Annotated in this window: 17 protein-coding genes and 1 pseudogene; 10 read left to right on the plus strand and 8 right to left on the minus strand. The window is 45.3% G+C overall.

Annotation, left to right across the window (positions count from 1 at the left end):
- Nucleotides 1-25: 25 nt before the first annotated feature.
- On the minus strand, nt 26-1603 hold the full coding sequence (locus MHH50_RS01405) for a glycosyltransferase (RefSeq protein WP_076302286.1): 1578 nt from the start codon (nt 1601-1603) through the stop codon (nt 26-28).
- 435 nt (nt 1604-2038) lie between these two features.
- Here MHH50_RS01405 and MHH50_RS01410 point away from each other — a divergent pair.
- The 7 genes and pseudogenes from MHH50_RS01410 to MHH50_RS01440 form a co-directional block, all read left to right on the plus strand.
- A pseudogene (locus MHH50_RS01410) lies at nt 2039-2152 on the plus strand (peptidylprolyl isomerase); the annotation flags it as partial.
- A gap of 82 nt (nt 2153-2234) precedes the next feature.
- Nucleotides 2235-3851, plus strand: coding sequence for an ABC transporter substrate-binding protein (locus MHH50_RS01415; RefSeq protein ID WP_076282388.1), 1617 nt, complete (start codon nt 2235-2237; stop codon nt 3849-3851).
- Between the two features lie 69 nt (nt 3852-3920).
- Nucleotides 3921-4871: an ABC transporter permease gene (locus tag MHH50_RS01420; RefSeq protein ID WP_076127007.1), complete on the plus strand. Its 951-nt coding sequence runs from the start codon at nt 3921-3923 to the stop codon at nt 4869-4871.
- Nucleotides 4872-4875: 4 nt separating this feature from the next.
- Complete coding sequence (locus tag MHH50_RS01425; RefSeq protein WP_036687295.1) at nt 4876-5721, plus strand: ABC transporter permease; 846 nt, start codon at nt 4876-4878, stop codon at nt 5719-5721.
- A gap of 15 nt (nt 5722-5736) precedes the next feature.
- Nucleotides 5737-6756 (plus strand): ABC transporter ATP-binding protein, encoded by a 1020-nt coding sequence (locus MHH50_RS01430; RefSeq protein ID WP_076192532.1) that lies wholly within the window; start codon nt 5737-5739, stop codon nt 6754-6756.
- Nucleotides 6749-7666 carry an ATP-binding cassette domain-containing protein gene (locus MHH50_RS01435; protein ID WP_305954156.1) on the plus strand — a complete coding sequence of 306 codons (918 nt, stop codon included), beginning with the start codon at nt 6749-6751 and terminating at the stop codon, nt 7664-7666. The genes MHH50_RS01430 and MHH50_RS01435 overlap by 8 nt, the downstream gene beginning before the upstream one ends.
- Before the next feature lie 33 nt (nt 7667-7699).
- A complete protein-coding gene (locus tag MHH50_RS01440; protein ID WP_076192528.1) occupies nt 7700-8149 on the plus strand; it encodes a hypothetical protein in 450 nt (149 codons plus the stop codon).
- Between the two features lie 93 nt (nt 8150-8242).
- On the opposite strand, the gene MHH50_RS01445 is transcribed toward MHH50_RS01440, so the two are convergent.
- From MHH50_RS01445 to MHH50_RS01470, 6 genes are read right to left on the minus strand one after another with little or no spacing between them, the layout of a single operon-like run.
- The gene (locus MHH50_RS01445) at nt 8243-9112 is read right to left on the minus strand and encodes a metallophosphoesterase (protein WP_076192526.1); all 870 of its coding nucleotides are present in this window, start codon (nt 9110-9112) and stop codon (nt 8243-8245) included.
- 51 nt (nt 9113-9163) lie between these two features.
- Nucleotides 9164-9478 (minus strand): multidrug efflux SMR transporter, encoded by a 315-nt coding sequence (locus MHH50_RS01450; RefSeq protein WP_076127015.1) that lies wholly within the window; start codon nt 9476-9478, stop codon nt 9164-9166.
- A 23-nt stretch (nt 9479-9501) separates the two neighbouring features.
- Nucleotides 9502-10290, minus strand: a complete 789-nt coding sequence (locus MHH50_RS01455) for an HAD family hydrolase (protein WP_076192524.1) — start codon at nt 10288-10290, stop codon at nt 9502-9504.
- A 15-nt stretch (nt 10291-10305) separates the two neighbouring features.
- Nucleotides 10306-11652: an ABC transporter substrate-binding protein gene (locus tag MHH50_RS01460; protein ID WP_081386373.1), complete on the minus strand. Its 1347-nt coding sequence runs from the start codon at nt 11650-11652 to the stop codon at nt 10306-10308.
- Between the two features lie 35 nt (nt 11653-11687).
- Nucleotides 11688-12533: a carbohydrate ABC transporter permease gene (locus MHH50_RS01465; protein WP_076127021.1), complete on the minus strand. Its 846-nt coding sequence runs from the start codon at nt 12531-12533 to the stop codon at nt 11688-11690.
- A 25-nt stretch (nt 12534-12558) separates the two neighbouring features.
- Nucleotides 12559-13464, minus strand: coding sequence for a sugar ABC transporter permease (locus MHH50_RS01470; RefSeq protein WP_254848744.1), 906 nt, complete (start codon nt 13462-13464; stop codon nt 12559-12561).
- Nucleotides 13465-13659: 195 nt separating this feature from the next.
- Between MHH50_RS01470 and MHH50_RS01475 the strand changes: the two genes are divergently transcribed.
- From MHH50_RS01475 to MHH50_RS01485, 3 genes are all read left to right on the plus strand, one after another.
- Nucleotides 13660-14217 carry a transcriptional regulator gene (locus MHH50_RS01475; RefSeq protein WP_076101159.1) on the plus strand — a complete coding sequence of 186 codons (558 nt, stop codon included), beginning with the start codon at nt 13660-13662 and terminating at the stop codon, nt 14215-14217.
- 209 nt (nt 14218-14426) lie between these two features.
- Nucleotides 14427-15611 (plus strand): polysaccharide deacetylase family protein, encoded by a 1185-nt coding sequence (locus tag MHH50_RS01480; protein WP_340033872.1) that lies wholly within the window; start codon nt 14427-14429, stop codon nt 15609-15611.
- Nucleotides 15612-15751: 140 nt separating this feature from the next.
- Nucleotides 15752-16768: an AI-2E family transporter gene (locus tag MHH50_RS01485; RefSeq protein ID WP_036687315.1), complete on the plus strand. Its 1017-nt coding sequence runs from the start codon at nt 15752-15754 to the stop codon at nt 16766-16768.
- A 105-nt stretch (nt 16769-16873) separates the two neighbouring features.
- Here the strand turns inward: MHH50_RS01485 and MHH50_RS01490 are convergent, their stop codons facing one another.
- Complete coding sequence (locus MHH50_RS01490) at nt 16874-17260, minus strand: hypothetical protein (RefSeq protein WP_038568262.1); 387 nt, start codon at nt 17258-17260, stop codon at nt 16874-16876.
- Between the last annotated feature and the right edge of the window lie 37 nt (nt 17261-17297).

Below are 17297 nucleotides of genomic sequence, written 5' to 3' on the forward strand. Positions count from 1 at the left end.
GTGAACGCCCTTTTTATTGTAAGCCTCACTCCACCCAAGGGATTAGATGAGGCTGTTCATCCAAAATGGACATGTACTGCTCTTTCCAGCCGTATTTGCCGTCGGGGTCGAGGAGCATATAACGCAGATATTTTTCCAGCCGGAACTCGGCTTTGGACCAACCGAGATGCTTGAGCCGCAGGTTGCTTAGCTGATGAGACAGCTCAAAGATATTTTCCGGGAACCGCCCACAGTGCTGTGGGGATTCATTCCATACATAGTTGAAGTCTTCTTTATAGCGAAGCAAAAAAGGGCGATAGTTCAGATGAGAGCGCCAGTAGGTATCCTCCCTGTAATGGTTCGCGTTCCATAAATCGTAAAGGCGGAAGCAGAACAGATCGACCCCATCTGCATACAGCAAGGTATCTATATTTTCCGCAAAGCTGGCTTCAAAGATCTCATCCGCGTCCAGACTCAGAATCCACTCGGGATTTGTCTTTAGGACTTCCTCCCACTGCTGTTTTCGCAGCTCAATTTCATTGCTGAACTTGGATTCGGTATTATGCACAAGATGAACGGGAATGCCTTCAAGTGCTTCCAGACAGACAGCTGCCGTATTGTCGGTGCTGCCGTCATCAATAATGACAGCCTCATCGATATATTTGCGGTGTTCCTCCAGAACCTGTCGCAGGAAGCGCCCGCTTTCATTTTTTACAACCATGGTAAGGGTTAGCTTGGGACGCTTTTTGGTTATAGGAGCAGCTGCAACCTCATTGGAATTTTCCTCGATGGGTGTGGGTGCCGATTCAGCTTTTACCCCTGTTGTTTCTCTGATAAAATCTTCAACCTTGTTCAAATCACTATCTCTGTACAAATGAAGGGCAGGATAATGGGTGTCAACAAATAGCGGAATGCCAAGGGCCGCGGCACGAATGCAGAAATGGCGATCCTCGCCCCAGTATGATATGTTCCGGATCTGATTGTAGCTCACCCCGGCTTTTATCGCATGCTGGCTAATCAATGTACAAGCGCCGAGACCCCCCACTTCATAGATTCCAGGATAGCGGAGTTTGGCTATGAATTCATGAAATCTGCGGTTGATCTCCTCGGGTTGCAGTTTTTCGCCGGGAAGTATCTCCCACTGATTATATTCGTCATGCATCCAGACCTGCGGCTGAAACATGGTATCTGGCTGCCACTGTGTCCAAAATACCTCTGAAATAATATCTTTGTTCGTCCCTATTAGATGTCTTAGCGTATCGGGGTGGAGGATGAGGTCTGAGTCGATCAGGAACAGGTAGTCGTAGTTCAGGGTTTGCGCTCGGTTAATCATGAGGTTTTTGAAGTTGGCGACTTTCCAGACTAAATCAGAATTCCAATAGTGAGTCGTATCATTGCGGATGTACACATCGTTAAAGCCGGAGCTTTGAATAAAAATATGCTCGCCCTTGCTTTTAAATTCCTGGAGCAGCCGGCTGGATTCCTCATCATCATTGTCATCAATCAGATGGAAATCCAGTTCGATTTGCTCGATATTCAAGCGCAGCAGGGAATTCAGAAATTCCCGTAATACATTGGGCTTTTGATGGATCGGGCTGCCGATTAATACGCGTGTCTTATTCATTGCGGCCTCCTTGGGGGACTCTCCCTTTCTTCCGAGAGGTATAGGTATGTTCTCAATATATTTACAGTGAGAGAGTAATAATCCTTATTTCGCAAAGTTCTTATAGTAAATGAGAAATGAGAGTTGGATAAATTGAACTTTTTAGATATATTAATTTTGATGAATCTGCTGTACAATTACCGGATAATTAGATAAGAATGCAGCCAGATGAGCACAGGAATGAGACTATGGATAAATCACCACTAAAAGTTCAGTAGTTAATCAATCTGTTACTGGCCATGAATCCTCGTGCGGATGTGTTCTGGGATGATGGAAAGGGTGAATACCGACCTCTGCTGAATGAGGATGCTGAGGAAATTGATTGCACCGGAAGAGAAAGCGAAGACTGAAGCTCATATTGGTGGCTGAACAGAGTTTGATTATTGCGACCCTTGGCATACTGTATTCGGAAGAGTCATTTCAGGTATGGACCCTGTGGATACTTTAAGGCGTGGGGATGTCATGAAAAAGGTCGAAACTATCAGTTCCCTCAATATTACATTAATGTGAAATGCTATCCATTGTAATTCCTAGTATCCCGATATACAATATAAAAACAAACAAAGACAATATAGACACGGGGGAGAAACTTATGCGTAGAGGATTATCTGGAGTTATTACTTTGGTTTTGTTAACATTTTTGATTAGCGCGTGCTCCGGGGGAAATAACGCCGCTTCCACAAATACAAATCAGACGCCTACGGCTACTGAAGGATCGACAGCAAGCACTGAACCAAAAGATGGCGGCAACTTAATTATTGGGGTCGCTGCAGATCCTGTCATTCTAAATCCGAACTATGCAGGTGATCGTGTCAGTCTGACGATTGACCAAGCGCTCTACGCGCCATTGTTCCAAGTGAATAACGGAGAGAAGACCTTCTACTTGGCAGACAGCCTGACACTTTCCGAAGATAACCTGACTTATACATTGAAACTGAAAAGTGGACTAACTTGGCATGACGGAGAAAAGCTTACAGCTGACGATGTCGTGTTCACGATTGATAGCATCCTCGATGAGAAGCAAAACAGCATGCTGAGAGCGAACTTATTCATCGGTGATAAACCCGTTAAGGCAGTTAAGGTGGATGATCTGACTGTAGAGTTCAAGCTTCCGCAGGTCAGCCCAGCTTTTGAAGCTACACTAGTGCAAGTGTTTCCGATTCCAAAGCATATTTTCGAGAATGAGACGGATCTAGAGAAAAGCACCAAGAATGCTGCTCCGGTTGGATCTGGCCCATTTAAATTTAAAGAATACAAAGCAGGCGAATATGTTACACTCGAGAGATTTGATAACTACTTTGGCGGCAAACCACATCTTGATTCTATAACGTACCGGATTGCTAAAGATACGAATGCTGCGAATCTCGCACTTCAGAATGGTGAGATCAACATTAAGTATCTAGATCCACAGGATGTTGGAACGATTGAGGCTTCGAACAATTTCGAAATCCTGCCTTATAGTGAAGGCCGATTGTCCTACCTGTTGTTCAATGCAAACAGTGATAGAGGTGCTCTTGCTAAAAAAGAAGTTCGTCAAGCCTTGTCTTTAGCCCTAAATCGTGATGAAATCATTCAGGCTGCTTATACTTCTAACGAGTATGCAGACCCGGCGAAGTCCTTTTTGACTCCGGATGCATTGTTCTATACTAATGACGTACCTTCTTTTGATAATGATGTAGAAAAAGCCAAAGAGCTTCTGCAATCGGCAGGGGTTAGCGATCTGAAATTGAGATTGATTGTATCGAGCGGTAATAAAGCTCAGGAAGCCATTTCACTATACGTGCAGCAAAAGCTAAAGGCCATTGGCGCTGAAGTTGAACTGCAAAATATGGATGCCTCGGCATATGGCCAGAAGTTCAGTGATATGAATTCAACAGATTTTGAACTTGCGATTGCAGGTTATATTATGGGTTACGATCCTGATGCTTACAGAATTTTGTATACTTCTACTGCAGACTCTAACTACTCGCATTATAATAATGCTGAAGTCGATAAGTTGTTCAATGATGGTGCAGGAGAAGCAGATGCAACTAAACGTGGTGAGATCTATAAGAAGATCCAAGAGATCATTGCTGACGATGCACCGATTTATCCAATTGCTAATACTAAGACTATTGTAGCTGTCTCCAAGAACTACGGCGGTCTAGAAGAAGCAGTCTTGAAGCCTGTCGTTATTTTTGAAGATTTATCGAAAATCTACCTTAAATAAGAACGGGAAAAAATAAGCTGGTCAATCCAGCTTATTTTTTTACCGATATAGAACTGGGAGAATATACGTATGAGACAACTTATCGTCCGAAGATTACTGCAAACCCTGCCGATGCTGTTTTTTGTCTCGGTTGTGTGCTTTGCGATGATTAAGCTGGCTCCGGGGGATCCGGTACTATCCTTCGTTACGCCGAATATGCACGCGGATGATATTGAGCGCATCCGGCATAACCTTGGGCTGGATAAGCCAGCCTACATTCAATATTTTATATGGATCAAAGAAGTACTGCAGGGCAACTTCGGTTATTCCCTTGTGAATCATCAGCCTGTATTGGAGCAAATTCTAGAACGTTTACCTGCAACAGCAGGTTTGATGGGCAGTGCAATCGGCTTAGCCGTTCTGTTGGCGATCCCGATGGGTCTGCTTGCTGGAGCTAACCGGAACCGCTGGGTGGATAAAGTAATTAATTTTTTATCCTATATCGGAATTTCAGTGCCTTTATTTTGGCTGGCCATCTTACTTATGTACTTATTCGCAATTAAGCTGCACCTGCTGCCTATAATGGGGATGCGAACCATTGGTGTGGAATCAGCGGTTGATGTATTGAAGCATGGTATTTTGCCTTGCGCCGTATTGGCGTTTGGATTTCTGGCCGGTTACGTACGATACATCCGCTCTAGTACGATTGGACAGCTAAAAGAAGAATATGTGCAGATTCAATATGCTTTTGGATCCAGCAAGACAACGATTCTGTTCCGTCACGTGCTAAAGCATGTACTGTTGCCAGTAATTACATTGCTCGGGATGTCGATGGGTGATCTGGTGGCGGGTGCAATTGTAACGGAGACGGTATTTTCATGGCCGGGTATTGGCTCTTTAGGGATGACTGCGGTTAAAGGGATGGATTATCCCGTAATTATGGGAATAACTTTGTTCTCTTCTTTAATGCTGATCATCGGCAATCTGGTCGCGGATATTCTATATAGCTTCGTGGACCCACGAATTAAATTAACGAGGTGACCTCATGAATCGCAGTAAATGGAAAAGTGTTGGAGATGAGCTATTTACGAATAAATTGGGTGTCGCAGCCCTCATTACTTTAATCGTCTTCACACTAGGCTCTATATTTGCTTTTTTATCCGGACATGATCCGAATGCAATGGATGTTTTGGCACGTTTGAAGGCACCCGGGGCGGATCATTGGTTTGGTACGGATGATTACGGCCGGGATTATTTTGCCCGAGCTTTGTATGGTGGCCGGGTATCTTTGCTAGTTGGTTTTGCTTCAATGATCATTGCCACGGGTATAGGTGTGACGGTGGGCGTAATCAGTGGATATTTTGGCGGATGGATTGATAATCTATTGATGCGGATGCTTGATGTAGTGATGTCCATTCCATCTTTCCTTGTGCTGCTGCTGCTCAGCGTATTTTTGAAGCCGAGTGTAGGAAACATCATTTTAATCATTGCTCTATTAATGTGGATGAACATTGCCCGTGTGATTCGTGCGGAGACGATGACGATTAAAGAACGGGAATATGTACTGTATGCAAAAGCTTCCGGCCAGAGCAACTTCGGAATTATTTGGCGTCATATTCTTCCGGGGCTAGTACCTGTTGTGATTGTAGGTGCGACGAATAATATCGCTTCCGCGATTATGATGGAGTCGTCCCTAAGCTTTCTTGGGTTCGGGGTACAACCTCCGAATGCCACTTGGGGCAGTATGCTTAACAATGCGCAGGGATATATCGCTCAGGCACCTTATTTGGCATTGTTCCCGGGGTTATTGATACTATTAACGGTTCTGAGCTTTAATGTTCTGGGCGATATTTTGCGGGTTGGCTTTGAACCGAAGCTGATCCGAAGATAGGAGTGTGAAGACATCATGACGGAACGGCTATTGTCTGTTGAGAATTTGAAGGTTTCCTTCCAAACTCGGGATGGAGAGAATCAGGCAGTTCGTGGCGTTAGCTTTCATATAGATGCTGGAGAAACGGTAGGGATTGTTGGTGAATCCGGAAGTGGGAAAAGTGTAACTGCGAAGGCGATTATGTCGTTGATTACACCTCCGGGTAAAATTATCGCTGGAAATATTAATTTTCGTGGTGACAATTTATCTAACCTTTCGGAAAAAGAGTGGAGAAAACTGCGCGGTAACCGCATAGCGATGGTGTTTCAGGACCCCATGACTTCTCTTAATCCTGTGAAAAAAATCGGCCAGCAGCTTACGGAGGTCATCCGGCGGCATCGCGGCTTAAATAAGGAAGCAGCGTTTAAAGAGGCAGCAAGTATCCTGCGGCAGGTGGGCATTAATAATCCTGAGCAGCGGCTGCAGCAGTATCCGCATGAATTCAGCGGCGGGATGCGGCAGCGGGTTATGATCGCTATGGCGCTTTCCTGCCAGCCAGAGCTATTGATTGCGGATGAGCCGACAACTGCGCTTGATGTAACAATACAGGCCCAAATTCTTGATCTTTTTAAAGAGCTAAAAAATAATACCAGTACAGCTATAGCACTGATCACTCATGATTTGGGTGTGGTGGCTCAGGTATGTACACGGGTTATCGTAATGTATGGTGGACTAGTGATGGAGGAAGGTACGGTGGAGGATATTTTTTATCGCCCACAGCATCCTTACACGAAAGGTCTGCTTCGCTCCATTCCGAAACGTGACGGCAAATCGCGTGAACGTCTAATTCCAATCGAAGGCACACCTCCGGATTTGTTGAATCCTCCTTCTGGCTGTCCCTTTATGGAACGTTGCCCTAATGCTTTTACCCGTTGCAGCGAACGTCCTCCGGTAATCGAATTATCGCCCGGTCACCGTTCGATGTGCTGGTTAGCAGATGGTGTGCAGGAGACTCCAGCTGTAGCTGGCGTTGAAGGGAGCGGTTCGGTTGAGTGACAATAAGATTCTAGTGGACGTAAATAATCTCAAAAAACATTTCTCCAAAGGCAAGGATATGTGGGGACGCGATACATCGGTGCTTAAGGCAGTAGATGGCGTAAGCTTTCAGATTCGTCAGGGAGAGACCTTTGGGCTGGTTGGAGAGTCGGGAAGCGGCAAGTCCACGGTTGGACGCTGCTTGCTGCGCTTATATGACTACACAGACGGTGAAGTGTCTTTTGACGGGCAGCCGCTGAGCAAGCTTGGAGAGAAGCAGCTAAAACCTTTTCGCAGACGCATTCAGTCGATCTTCCAAGATCCCTATTCATCACTTAATCCAAGCTTAAGTGTGCTTGATCTGATCAGTGAGCCGATGAAAATCCACGGCATCCACGAAGGTGAAGAACGCAAAGAAGCTGTTGCGGCATTGCTGGAAAAGGTAGGTTTAAAAAGAGAACATCTCTACCGTTTCCCGCATGAATTCAGCGGTGGCCAACGCCAGCGGATTTCGATTGCCAGAGCATTGTCCGTAAGACCTGAGTTTGTCGTGTGTGATGAACCGATCTCAGCGCTGGACGTGTCTGTCCAGGCTCAGGTAGTGAACATGCTGGAGGATTTGCAGTCCGAATTCGGCTTGACCTATCTCTTTGTCGCACATGATCTGTCGATGGTACGGCATATTTCTGACCGGATCGGCGTGATGTATGGCGGTCGTCTAGTAGAGGTAGCCGAAAGTGATGAGCTGTACGAGAATCCTATTCATCCTTATACAAAAGCGCTGCTGTCTTCCATCTTGGAGACGGATCCCCGGCGGGCCAATCAGAGAATTATTTTAGACGGATATTCGCAAGAGTATGGCAGAGCTGAGACTTCCACACTACAGGAAGTAAGTACGGGCCATTATGTTGCTTATGATTTTAAGGTATGATTAGACTCTATATATAGATTGGGAGGGATCAGAATGTCAGAGAACTTAAACCGGGTAAAGTTATCCCAGTGGGATGCGTTATTGGTGGAATCACTCCGCTCCTTGGGGTGGTCTGATGAGGATATTCTTCGTAAAGTGGCAGAGGGCGATTTGCCCGTTGACAAGAGCGAATACCAATTTGATTATAAGCAGCTGACTACGTTGCAGTCAGAGCAGCCCGAGTTGTTCGGGCAAGCGGTGAAGACAGGCTATCAGATTAAATACAACACGATTCGTGGGATTCGCAGCTGGATATGGGTAGCTCTGGGCAAAGAAGCGGCTCTGGAGCTTGAGGAAGGTAAGGAAGCCGCTGAGGTGGCTTTAACCTTGGCCGAGAAGGAACGTTTGGCTTCTGTGTTATCCTTCGGTTGGCAGATCGAGAGCGATACGAAGGCAGCGGTTGGAGATACAGCTGTCTACCGGATTGCACCGATTGGACGTTAAGCTGAATAGCTACAGTAAAAAACGATTGTTGCGGGGAAGGACTCCCTGTGCACAATCGTTTTTTTGTTATAATTCTCGCTTAAATGCTTATCGTTAATATACGTTTACCGCTGGGTAAGCTACCTCATATTGTGCAGCCTCAATCCAGCTTCCTGTCTTAAAATCTCTGCCCCGGACAAGCACTTTATCGCTATACACTTCTACATAGAAGCCTTGGCTGCCCTCTTTATGTTTATCTTCATTAGTCCAAAGATAGGCGACAGAAGCAGCATTAAACATCGTTGCGATCTCTCCATCGCCAGGGAACATAGTGTTGTCTACCTCCAGCTCCCAATGGGTATGTCCAGTGAATAACAAGGTCTGAGGGTATCTCGACAGGATTTCTTTTAATTCCTTATCTTGTGTGACACCATACCAATCTTGCGATTCCAGCGATCCGGCTACGGTGTCTTTAAGCGGTTGATGCAGGAAGAGAAAGATAGGCTGATCTGGTGAAGCTTGTTCTCCAAGCTTATGCTCCAGCCAATCAAGCTGTTCAGAAGAAAGATCGCAGAATTTGGGCAATCCTTGTTCTGTCCCTAGCATAATAAAATGATAGCCATTGACCCAGTGATCATGATAGGGTCCGGACATTCCGGTCTGTGACGTATACATTCCTAAACGTGATTCCCAATTTCCGAGGCCCACATCATGATTGCCTAAGGTAAAGGTAATCCCGGGCAGTTCGGTTTTGTATTGTTTGAGGATACGAAGCATTTCTTCGTATTCAGCAGGGAAGCCGTGGTCTGTGACATCACCGATATGCATAATCCCGCTGCTGCCTTCCCCATGCGCTGCTATATCACGGAGAGCCAGCTCGAAGTTAAGATTGTACTCATGATTGCGGTCAGCAGTGACATGGGTATCCGTAATGATCTGAAAGGTGATAACTGGTTTATCTTCAGGTGATGTGTTCGTACTCATGTTTGGGCATCCTCCTTCATCTATGAACCTATCCAATACTGTTGCTGTTCGCTAATGCGTCTTGCCGCTAATATTCAGTCCTATGATCCCGACAATGATGACGGCTATCCAAAGTAGTGAGGATAGGGTTAGCTTTTCTTCAAAGAACAGGGTTCCTATGAAGGAAATCAGGATGATTCCCGCTCCTGACCATATCGCATAAGCTACGCCTACCTTAATAGAGGTGAGAGCATAATTCAGGGAGGTGAAGCTGGCTCCATAGAACAGGAACATAAGCACGGAAGGCCAGAGCTGGGTGAACCCTTGAGATATTTTCATTGAGAGGGTCCCTGAGAGTTCGAACACAATAGCCAGCGCCAGAAACATCCATGCCCATATTCCTTCTATTCTCACAGGGGAGTAACCTCAATTCTGAGCTCAGCATAAGATTGTACAATGAGATCTGCATCCGGGAGAATATGTGTTGAAGCACTAGTACCGTCGCTTTCTGCTAGGCCGATAGCTACCTGTACACCCGCTGCTTTAGCCATTCGCATATCCCCGTTAGTATCGCCGATAACCGCTGTGTACGCGGGTTCCACGGCTAACCTTTTGCAGGCAAGCTGCACCATGTCGGGGAAAGGTTTACCCTGATCCACAAGATCTGTTCCAATTACCTCGGAGAAATAATGCCGTATGCCCAGCCATTGGAGATGTTTGTCTGCGGCCTCTGTTTCATCTGCGGTCACCACGGCGAGAGGAATGCCTGCACTCACACACTCATCAAGAAAACGATGAAGTCCCGGAAGGGAGTGAACGGGGCGTTTCTCTTCTAACCTAACATCCGCTTCGAGACGGCATTGATGGACAAGCTCCATGGACTCCGCCCAAGATAAACCTTGCAGATAACCCTGCCATGACAGAATGGCATAAAGATCACTCATAGTCCCCATAGCCAGCGGTCCGTTGCGATCATAATCGGTAATGCTCCCCTGGGCATTGTGTACAGTTCCCATTAATGCAGGGAGCTGCTCTTCTGCAATCTGTAGTCCTTTTTCCTTCATATACTTCGTGAATCTCTCTAAAAAACATTCGCCCCAGCTGCCCCAGAGGGATACGAACTGGAGCAGCGTACCATCCTTATCGAATAGAATAGCTGCTACAGCATATCTGCCTTGTGGAGTGATGAGCTCAGACATGAAGTCCACCGCCCTTTATTTTAATTTATCAAGCGCTGCTTGTGCCGTTTCTTGTGCTTCCTTAAGTGCTTGTGCTGCTGGGATATTCTCAATCTGCACCTTATCTGCGGCGATTGTCAACGCATCGTTAATTTTGCCGCCAGTTGGGTCTTGGAAAGGTGCAGAACCATGAGAAGCTTGCATCAATGGAACCTTAATCTGTGGATTACTTTCGCTGAATGACACAAACGCCGGGTCTTGCAATGCGGATTGGCGCACCGAAATATATCCCGTATTAATGGACCAGGACGCAGTATTCTCAGCATTCGTGAAGTAGGTTAGCCATTTCATAGCTGCTTCCTTTTCACTGTCGCTGGCTTTGGATAGAATGCCGGCCATAAGGGCTTGGGCTACGGGTTTGCCCTCACCGATCCCTGCCCAGCCTGGCTGCTCCATAGCCGAAACAATGCTGAAGTCCAAGTCGCCCTGATCGCCGCTGGAGCCAGTGTAGCCTGCGGCTTGACCCTTCATTACATCGTCAATCGTCTTGTACCAATACTCCCAGCCTTGACCGCCGGAATGAATCCGCATGATCTTATCCTCGTGAATCCACTTGCGGAACAAATCCCAGGTTTCAATCCACTCTTTAGAGTCGACCATAACTTGTTTTCCATCCTCACTAAGGATAGTGCCTCCTTTGCTGAGTACGGCATCAATCATGTTCCCTGAACCCCACATAGGCTCCCAACCATAAAAGGTGGTTTTGCCGCCGTCCTTCACTGTCATTTTCGCAGCTGCGGCAGCCAGATCTTCCCAAGTATTTAATGTGCTCGCATCAATTCCATTCTTCTCAAAAACATCTTTGTGGTAGTACATGACCTGCGTTGTTCCATACATCGGCAGGAAGTATTGCTTACCATCAACCTGGCCCTGATTTAGAAAGGTTTGGACAAAATCCTCTTTATTAAAATCTGGCTGCAGTGCCATAAGCTCGTCTATCGGAGCGAAATATCCTTTACGGGCCCAATCTACATTGGAGGAGAGAGCAGCCGCAGGTACTTTTCCTGTAGCGATAGCTGCTTGCAGCTTCTGTTCGGTTTCCGTGTAGTCTGCCTGCGCGATACCTTTGACGATGACCTCTTGCTGAGAGGTATTAAATTTCTGAATCAGTGCCTCCATATTCTCACCAAGCTTGCCGCCGAGACCATACCAGAATTCAATTGTTACCGGTGCATTTTGTGTGGGCGCAGCCTCTGTGGAGGGGGAGGAAGAAGCTCCATTCGCCGCTGTAACATTGCCTGTATTCGCATTTCCTCCGCAAGCTGTTAACATTGTAAATCCGGCAACTAAAGACAGGGTGGACAGTCTCTTCAATACGTTCATCATCATTCTCCTCTTATTAAAATAGAATTGTTAGCTTATCCTTTGCTGGAACCAGCGGTCATATTGACACTTTGCATGATCGTTTTCTGAGCTAGTAGAAATACTAGCAGCAACGGGGCGATGGTGAATGCGCTAGCGGCCATGATCAGCGGCCATTTTAATCCGTAGGCACCTCCTTGAGTAAAGAAACTACGCAGACCCGCCGAGACTAGCTGTAGATTCGGGTCTTTGGTGATCAGCATCGGCCAGAAATAGTTATTGTACTGATCAATGAAGGTGATCAGGGCTAGCACAGCAAAGGAAGAACGTGTAATGGGGACAAGAATGGTCCACAGAATCCGCATATGTGAGGAACCGTCCACTTCTCCAGCCTCCACCAGCTCATGGGGAACCTGAAGGAAGGCTTGGCGAATTAGAAAGATGGAGAAGACACTTACACAGTTGGATAGAATTAATCCGGCATATGAATCCAGTAGATGGAGCTGGGACAATACCAAATATCCGGGAAGATAAACAGCGGTGGCTGGAACCATATAGCCGAAAAGAATAACGCCTGAGAACAGCCCTCTGAAGCGGAATTTCATATGCGTAAGCGCATAGGCCATCATCCCGGAATTTATGACCTGCAGAATAACAATCGACACAGCGACAAATATGCTATTGCCCATATATCTGAAGAAAGGGGCTTCGTGCCAGGCGGCTGAAAAATTACTCCACAGCGCATCCTTAGGCCAGATTGTGGGCGGAGACTGCCAGATTTCATCATTGGTTTTTAAGGCGCTGGTGACCATCCAATAGAAGGGGAAGGCCATGATCAGTGCAATAGCTGTAAAAAATAGATGGCGGGTCAGCTTGCCCACGCGTACGATCGTTGCATTCATCAGTCGTTCTCCTTTACAGCAGTTGTTATTGATAATGGGTTGTCCGTTTACTAACCTCTAGCGAGACTACGGATAGCAGCATACATATAAATACCAGAACCATTGCGACACTAGAGGCTTCTCCAATCTGAAAGGCTTCAAAGGCAGACTGATAATACATATAGAGCAAGGTGCGTGTTGATCCAGAGGGTCCACCTTGTGTAAGTACGTTAATCTGGTCGTAAGCCTGTAACGCCCCGATGATCTGTACGATGAACAGAAACAGTGTCGTTGGCGAGATTAGCGGTAAAGTAATACGGCTGAATTTTTGAACAGCATTTGCTCCATCCAGTTGAGCTGCTTCCAGCAGATCCGTAGGGACATTGCGTAGTGCCACCAAGTAAAAAATCATCGCCCAGCCTACCGATTTCCATATTGTCACGAGCAGAACGCCAAGCAGCGCCCATTTAGGGTCTTGAAGCCAACCGATTTTTTCTAGACCTAAGAGGTCAAGTACAGTATTGGCAAGGCCGATTTCGGGTTCATAGATCCAGGACCAGACAATGGATACAGCCACGGTCGGCGTGACCCAAGGGGAGAACAGCAATACCTGATATAGGGTGGAGCCTTTCAGCTTCCCGTTCATCAGGAGTGCTAGTCCAAGTCCGATCAGAATAACGGGCAGCACACTTCCGGCACAGAATAACAGAGTCACTCTAAGTGCTTTATAGAAGGCAGGGTTGCTGAACAGATCCAGATAGTTGGTTAGTCCGACAAAGGTTTTCTCAGGGCTCATGAAGTCCCATTCGGTAAAGCTGAGATAAAATACATAAAGTAATGGCGCTAGCCAAAATACAACGAATGGAATCATTGCCGGCAAGGTGAAGAGCACCGGTTTCAACTCCCCTATAAATCTCGAACGTTTCATTATTCTGTCGATACCCCATTCCATCTTCTGTTTTTTGCGGTATAATTCTGAGGAAAGCTCTTTCGTTCAAAAAAAATTGTACACTCATCGAGCGGCTGCGTGGTCAAGTGGACGTAAAGATCGATGCGAGATTATGTAAAAATTTAAGAGATTAGCGCAGGTAGTTGCTATTTTGTGTAAAATAGAAGGGTAGATTCTAAGTGGAATGAAGGTGCAGCTATGAAACAGGTAGCCTTTGGTGAAGAGAATAAAGACTTATCTCCACGCGAGCAGCTGCTGCGTCCGATGATCGATGCGATTGCTCAGACGATGGACCTATATGGTGCGAATTATTCATTCGGGCAGCTGTATGGAATTATGTTCTTTGAAGACCGTCCGATGACGCTTGAAGAGATGAAGAATGTGATGAATATGAGCAAGAGTAATATGAGCTATGGAGTCCGTTCTTTGATGGCCTCCAAGATGGTCACTAAGCTGGAGGAGAAGCGGGACCGAAAGGATCTGTATGCAGTGGAAACAGATTTCTTTCAGACCTTTAAGAATTTTTTTGGGATGAAGCTACAGCGGGAGATTGATGTCATGAAGCACGCTTTAGACGTTGTCATTCCTGAGCTGGAGGGATTGGTTCAAGCCGTAGATACATCTGAGGAGGAGCGGCAATTCTGCCTGAAGGATCTGGAGAAGCTGGAGCATGCCGTCCAATATTATCATTGGCTGCAGCAGTTCGTGGACGAGCTTGGGGAAGAGAATTACTTCGCAGATAAGAGAAGGTCCTAGACCGTCTACAATCACATATAGATGTACATAATTGTAAATAGATCTCCATTTTGCGGGGTGTTCCTTAAGCCGGTTCAGGCTTGAGGTTCGCCCTCTTTTTTATGATAAAGAAACAAAAATAAGAAGAAAATGTAACCAATAGCAGGTGGAACTTCCATAAAATATATAGTTACATAGGGACAAGAAATGTTGTTAAGGAGATTCTGAGATTGAAAACAAAAAAATATATGCTGCTTGTTGTCATAGTTCTACTGCTGAGCCTTGCTGCTATTTTGAATACACAACGTGAACCTTCAACAATTATTATTAACGTAAATGGTCAAATGATAAAGACGATAGCTGCCAACCCTGCCTCGCCTGATGATCTTATGATCCCGAAGGCGGTAGCTGAACAGGCACTAAATACACAAATCGGCTGGCAGAAATCCGGACCTCTTCCAAAAGGTATTTACTACAGAGATCAGGTGGCTGTGCTGATGTATCATCATCTTTCTGAGAAGCCCATGCCACAGTTTCCTTGGGTGTTATCGGTTGATCGGTTTGATGATCAAATGAATCTGCTGAAGCAGGAAGGTTTTCATGTGATCAACATGGCGGAATACCGTGAATTTATGCTGAATAACGGCGCAGTTCCGGACAATGCAGTGCTGCTGACCTTTGATGATGGATATGAGAGTTTCTATAAATTGGCGTTCCCCGTTTTGCAAAAATACGGATATACAGCCGTTAATTTTGTTATCGTATCTACAATAGATCACCCAGATCCGAATAGCGTACCGAAGCTCACTTGGGAGCAAATGCGGGAAATGAAGCATGCTGGGATGGGATTTTATAGTCATACCTATGATTTGCACCATTATGGGATTGTCGATGCCGAGGGCGGGCAGCGGCCAGCTGCAAGTGCCTTGTTATATGTTGATGATGAGAACAGGAATGAGATGAATGTCGAATACTACAGCAGAGTTACACGTGATCTGGCTAAGGCGGAGCAAAGGCTGAAGAAAGAATTGGGCAATACGGATTCGGCGATTGCTTTTCCTTATGGGTCCTACAATGACAGATTGCTGGCTGTTTGTGATTCGCTGGGGATTTCACTGACCTTCAAAATTGAGGATGGGATTAACACCAGAGCGGATCGGAATGCCGCACGAATTAACGGGGGAAGTGAGACACTTACCGCTGCGTTGACGCTTGATCAGATGAAGCATATCGATTTGCCTATGGAATTGACCTTGAACAACCAAAAGGTGAATATGGTAAGAAATTCTCCTGAAATGAGGAAGGGAACCTTGATGGTTCCATTTCATCAATTATGCAAAGATCTGCATATAGATATGAAATATGATCCGAAACGCCGAATCGTTGAATTGACTCATATGGATGCAGGAGCATGAAAAGTGTCACTTTTATTGATGATGAGATTACAAAAAGTGAGTAAATTCGTCATTTTAGGCGAATCACTAGTTGCTATAAGTGAATTCCTTACTGTAGACTATAAACAGAGTACTAATTGGTAAGCGAATGGAGAGAACTGATGGAATTGTTTAAGCGTTATTACGCAAATTTAACGGTCCGGCGTTTTTTGATTTTAGGATTGGTTGCTCTACTGCTATTCAGTATTAGAGATATGCTTAATTTGGTACTGTTGACGTTTTTGATTGCGTATGTAATGAATAGCTTTCAAGTGCTGCTCACGAAGCGCATTAACAAATATGTAGCAGTTAACAGCAAAGTGATTATTGTTATTCTATACCTTGCCTTAATCGCTGTAATTGTCATAACCCTCGTTAATTATCTGCCTAAGGTTTTCATACAGATTAAACAGTTAACGAATTTTTTGACCAATTTGACCCCTGAGAACATCCCGCAGAATGATATTGTGCAGTATATATTCGCCCAGCTTAAGGATTTGAACTATCAGTCGTATATGAAAGACGGTATTGAATATGTCTTGAAAATAAGCAATTGGGGCACCAGCTTTGTTTTATCAACCATTTTGAGCTTTGTATTTATACTTGAGAAGAACAGGATCGTTAGTTTCACTTCCCGCCTTAAAGAGAGCAAAATCTCTTGGTTCTATGTAGAGCTTGAGTATTTTGGCAGAAAATTTATCTCCTCTTTCGGAAAAGTGATCGAAGCACAAATTCTGATCGCGTTGTTTAATACATGCTTTACGGTGATCGGACTCTGGATTTTAGGTTTTCCTTACCTTTTCGCATTATCCATTATGATCTTCTTGCTTAGTTTAATTCCGGTTGTAGGTTTTGTTATCTCGCTAATCCCACTTTGTATTATTGGTTACAATATTGGTGGCCTAGTCATGACTATCTATGTACTGGCAATGATTGCCGTGCTTCATTTTGTAGAAGGCTACTTCCTAAATCCTAAACTGATGTCATCCAAAATGAATTTGCCTATGTTCTATACGTTTATCGTGTTGTTATTCTCTGAGCATTATCTCGGGGTTTGGGGTCTGATTCTGGGGATTCCGATCTTTGTATTCTTCCTTGATATTCTGGAGATTAACAGAGAGAACAAGATAGGGACTTAGGGATTCTGTTATAAAATAAGTATTAAATATACAAAACCCGGCTAAATGGAAGATCCATTTAGCCGGGTTTTTTGTGTATGTTACAGCGTCGCTGTATGTATTCCCTTAACCGAAGGAAGTATGGACACTATCTGAAACGATGTCCCTCAGCTCCGCTTTATATGCCGCATACTGCTCGGTTGTTATGCTTCCAGCGGCTAACCGTGAATCCAATTGATCCGTTAGCTGGGCAACCTGTAGATCGATTACAGCTTCAATATCTTGGCCTTGTTCTGATGCAATATCTTGAAGTGACTTACCGTCATATATGGCCTCGTATAGATCCTCGTCCGTTGGCTGGTTAAGTACCTCCAATAATTCGTCTTGATCCGCGACCTCTGCGGTGGACCATTTTACAGGCGAACTTGCATTAGCGGTAAGACTAGTCCAAGCATTTCCGAAAGACATCACTACAACTACCGTTCCGACTATGATCACTCTTTTTATATCCATTAGAGTCCTCTTTTCTTGTTCTGCAATAACTTATCTT

It is taken from the genome of Paenibacillus sp. FSL H3-0302 (genome assembly GCF_037982245.1).
Lineage (GTDB): Bacteria > Bacillota > Bacilli > Paenibacillales > Paenibacillaceae > Paenibacillus_AQ > Paenibacillus_AQ odorifer.

Coding starts and splice junctions, on each gene's coding strand:
- MHH50_RS01405 (WP_076302286.1), bottom strand. CDS start 1,603: ATGAATAAGACACGCGTATTAATCGGCAGCCCGATCCATCAAAAGCCC.
- MHH50_RS01415 (WP_076282388.1), top strand. CDS start 2,235: ATGCGTAGAGGATTATCTGGAGTTATTACTTTGGTTTTGTTAACATTT.
- MHH50_RS01420 (WP_076127007.1), top strand. CDS start 3,921: ATGAGACAACTTATCGTCCGAAGATTACTGCAAACCCTGCCGATGCTG.
- MHH50_RS01425 (WP_036687295.1), top strand. CDS start 4,876: ATGAATCGCAGTAAATGGAAAAGTGTTGGAGATGAGCTATTTACGAAT.
- MHH50_RS01430 (WP_076192532.1), top strand. CDS start 5,737: ATGACGGAACGGCTATTGTCTGTTGAGAATTTGAAGGTTTCCTTCCAA.
- MHH50_RS01440 (WP_076192528.1), top strand. CDS start 7,700: ATGTCAGAGAACTTAAACCGGGTAAAGTTATCCCAGTGGGATGCGTTA.
- MHH50_RS01445 (WP_076192526.1), bottom strand. CDS start 9,112: ATGAGTACGAACACATCACCTGAAGATAAACCAGTTATCACCTTTCAG.
- MHH50_RS01450 (WP_076127015.1), bottom strand. CDS start 9,478: ATGTTTCTGGCGCTGGCTATTGTGTTCGAACTCTCAGGGACCCTCTCA.
- MHH50_RS01455 (WP_076192524.1), bottom strand. CDS start 10,290: ATGTCTGAGCTCATCACTCCACAAGGCAGATATGCTGTAGCAGCTATT.
- MHH50_RS01460 (WP_081386373.1), bottom strand. CDS start 11,652: ATGAACGTATTGAAGAGACTGTCCACCCTGTCTTTAGTTGCCGGATTT.
- MHH50_RS01465 (WP_076127021.1), bottom strand. CDS start 12,533: ATGAATGCAACGATCGTACGCGTGGGCAAGCTGACCCGCCATCTATTT.
- MHH50_RS01470 (WP_254848744.1), bottom strand. CDS start 13,464: ATGGAATGGGGTATCGACAGAATAATGAAACGTTCGAGATTTATAGGG.
- MHH50_RS01475 (WP_076101159.1), top strand. CDS start 13,660: ATGAAACAGGTAGCCTTTGGTGAAGAGAATAAAGACTTATCTCCACGC.
- MHH50_RS01485 (WP_036687315.1), top strand. CDS start 15,752: ATGGAATTGTTTAAGCGTTATTACGCAAATTTAACGGTCCGGCGTTTT.
- MHH50_RS01490 (WP_038568262.1), bottom strand. CDS start 17,260: ATGGATATAAAAAGAGTGATCATAGTCGGAACGGTAGTTGTAGTGATG.